The sequence below is a fragment of the Burkholderia sp. BCC1977 genome, from assembly GCF_905339595.1.
Classification (GTDB): Bacteria; Pseudomonadota; Gammaproteobacteria; order Burkholderiales; family Burkholderiaceae; genus Burkholderia.
This window is the reverse complement of the sequence record NZ_CAJPGQ010000105.1, coordinates 1-3,117: the sequence shown is the minus strand read 5'-3', so window position 1 is coordinate 3,117 and position 3,117 is coordinate 1. Positions and strand designations below refer to the sequence as shown.

General features: G+C 53.0%; 1 rRNA gene. It reads left to right on the top strand.

Going from position 1 to position 3,117, the window contains the following annotated elements:
- Positions 1-18: 18 nt before the first annotated feature.
- Positions 19-2,900: ribosomal RNA gene (locus tag U5771_RS34790) — 23S ribosomal RNA — on the top strand.
- Positions 2,901-3,117 lie beyond the last annotated feature (217 nt).

Genomic DNA, 3,117 nt, shown 5'->3' with positions numbered 1-3,117 from the left:
GAGACAGACTCGTTATAGGGTCAAGCGAACAAGTGCATGTGGTGGATGCCTTGGCGATCACAGGCGATGAAGGACGCGGTAGCCTGCGAAAAGCTACGGGGAGCTGGCAAACAAGCTTTGATCCGTAGATGTCCGAATGGGGAAACCCACTCCTTTTGGAGTATCCATGGCTGAATACATAGGCCATGTGAAGCGAACGCGGTGAACTGAAACATCTAAGTAACCGCAGGAAAAGAAATCAACCGAGATTCCCAAAGTAGTGGCGAGCGAAATGGGATGAGCCTTGCACTCTTTATTTGTATTGTTAGCCGAACGCTCTGGAAAGTGCGGCCATAGCAGGTGATAGCCCTGTAGGCGAAAACAGTATGAAAGAACTAGGTGTGCGACAAGTAGGGCGGGACACGTGAAATCCTGTCTGAAGATGGGGGGACCATCCTCCAAGGCTAAATACTCGTGATCGACCGATAGTGAACCAGTACCGTGAGGGAAAGGCGAAAAGAACCCCGGGAGGGGAGTGAAATAGATCCTGAAACCGCATGCATACAAACAGTCGGAGCCTCGTAAGGGGTGACGGCGTACCTTTTGTATAATGGGTCAGCGACTTACGTTCAGTAGCAAGCTTAACCGTATAGGGCAGGCGTAGCGAAAGCGAGTCCGAATAGGGCGTTCAGTTGCTGGGCGTAGACCCGAAACCAGGTGATCTATCCATGGCCAGGATGAAGGTGCGGTAACACGTACTGGAGGTCCGAACCCACTAACGTTGAAAAGTTAGGGGATGAGCTGTGGATAGGGGTGAAAGGCTAAACAAACCTGGAAATAGCTGGTTCTCTCCGAAAACTATTTAGGTAGTGCCTCGTGTCTCACCTTCGGGGGTAGAGCACTGTCATGGTTGGGGGGTCTATTGCAGATTACCCCGCCATAGCAAACTCCGAATACCGAAGAGTGCAATCACGGGAGACAGACATCGGGTGCTAACGTCCGGTGTCAAGAGGGAAACAACCCAGACCGCCAGCTAAGGTCCCCAAATATAGCTAAGTGGGAAACGAAGTGGGAAGGCTAAAACAGTCAGGAGGTTGGCTTAGAAGCAGCCACCCTTTAAAGAAAGCGTAATAGCTCACTGATCGAGTCGTCCTGCGCGGAAGATGTAACGGGGCTAAGCTATATACCGAAGCTGCGGATGCGTGCTTGGCACGCATGGTAGGAGAGCGTTCCGTAAGCCTGCGAAGGTGCCTTGTAAAGGGTGCTGGAGGTATCGGAAGTGCGAATGCTGACATGAGTAGCGATAAAGGGGGTGAAAGGCCCCCTCGCCGTAAGCCCAAGGTTTCCTACGCAACGTTCATCGGCGTAGGGTGAGTCGGCCCCTAAGGCGAGGCAGAAATGCGTAGCTGATGGGAAGCAGGTCAATATTCCTGCACCATTGTTAGATGCGATGGGGGGACGGATCGCGGAAGGTTGTCCGGGTGTTGGAAGTCCCGGTCGCTGCATTGGAGAAGGCGCTTAGGCAAATCCGGGCGCGGAATTCAAGGGTGTGGCGCGAGCTCCTTAGGGAGCGAAGCAATTGGAAGTGGTTCCAAGAAAAGCCTCTAAGCTTCAGTCTAACGATGACCGTACCGCAAACCGACACAGGTGGGCGAGATGAGTATTCTAAGGCGCTTGAGAGAACTCGGGAGAAGGAACTCGGCAAATTGGTACCGTAACTTCGGGATAAGGTACGCCCTTGTAGCTTGACTGGCTTGCGCCAGAAGGGTGAAGGGGTTGCAATAAACTGGTGGCTGCGACTGTTTAATAAAAACACAGCACTCTGCAAACACGAAAGTGGACGTATAGGGTGTGACGCCTGCCCGGTGCCGGAAGATTAAATGATGGGGTGCAAGCTCTTGATTGAAGTCCCGGTAAACGGCGGCCGTAACTATAACGGTCCTAAGGTAGCGAAATTCCTTGTCGGGTAAGTTCCGACCTGCACGAATGGCGTAACGATGGCCACACTGTCTCCTCCCGAGACTCAGCGAAGTTGAAGTGTTTGTGATGATGCAATCTACCCGCGGCTAGACGGAAAGACCCCATGAACCTTTACTGTAGCTTTGCATTGGACTTTGAACCGATCTGTGTAGGATAGGTGGGAGGCTATGAAACCGGAACGCTAGTTTCGGTGGAGCCGTCCTTGAAATACCACCCTGGTTTGTTTGAGGTTCTAACCTTGGCCCGTGATCCGGGTCGGGGACAGTGCATGGTAGGCAGTTTGACTGGGGCGGTCTCCTCCCAAAGCGTAACGGAGGAGTACGAAGGTACGCTAGGTACGGTCGGAAATCGTGCTGATAGTGCAATGGCATAAGCGTGCTTAACTGCGAGACCGACAAGTCGAGCAGGTGCGAAAGCAGGTCATAGTGATCCGGTGGTTCTGTATGGAAGGGCCATCGCTCAACGGATAAAAGGTACTCTGGGGATAACAGGCTGATACCGCCCAAGAGTTCATATCGACGGCGGTGTTTGGCACCTCGATGTCGGCTCATCTCATCCTGGGGCTGTAGCCGGTCCCAAGGGTATGGCTGTTCGCCATTTAAAGAGGTACGTGAGCTGGGTTTAAAACGTCGTGAGACAGTTTGGTCCCTATCTGCCGTGGGCGTTGGATATTTGAAGGGGGCTGCTCCTAGTACGAGAGGACCGGAGTGGACGAACCTCTGGTGTACCGGTTGTCACGCCAGTGGCATCGCCGGGTAGCTATGTTCGGAAGAGATAACCGCTGAAAGCATCTAAGCGGGAAACTCGCCTTAAGATGAGATATCCCTGGGGACTAGATCCCCTTGAAGGGTCGTTCGAGACCAGGACGTTGATAGGTCAGGTGTGTAAGCGCAGTAATGCGTTCAGCTAACTGATACTAATTGCCCGTAAGGCTTGATCCTATAACAAGTCTGCCTTGTAGATCGGCGCCGTGCGAAAGCACCGGCCGCGATCCAGAGCGACAGGTTGGATTCTCGTGTGTGATACACACAACCTAAATTACTGCTTCTTCCCAGATTGGTTCTGTTGGCCATGCCAGCAGAACAACCCTCTTTGCCTGATGACCATAGCGAGTCGGTCCCACCCCTTCCCATCCCGAACAGGACCGTGAAACGACTC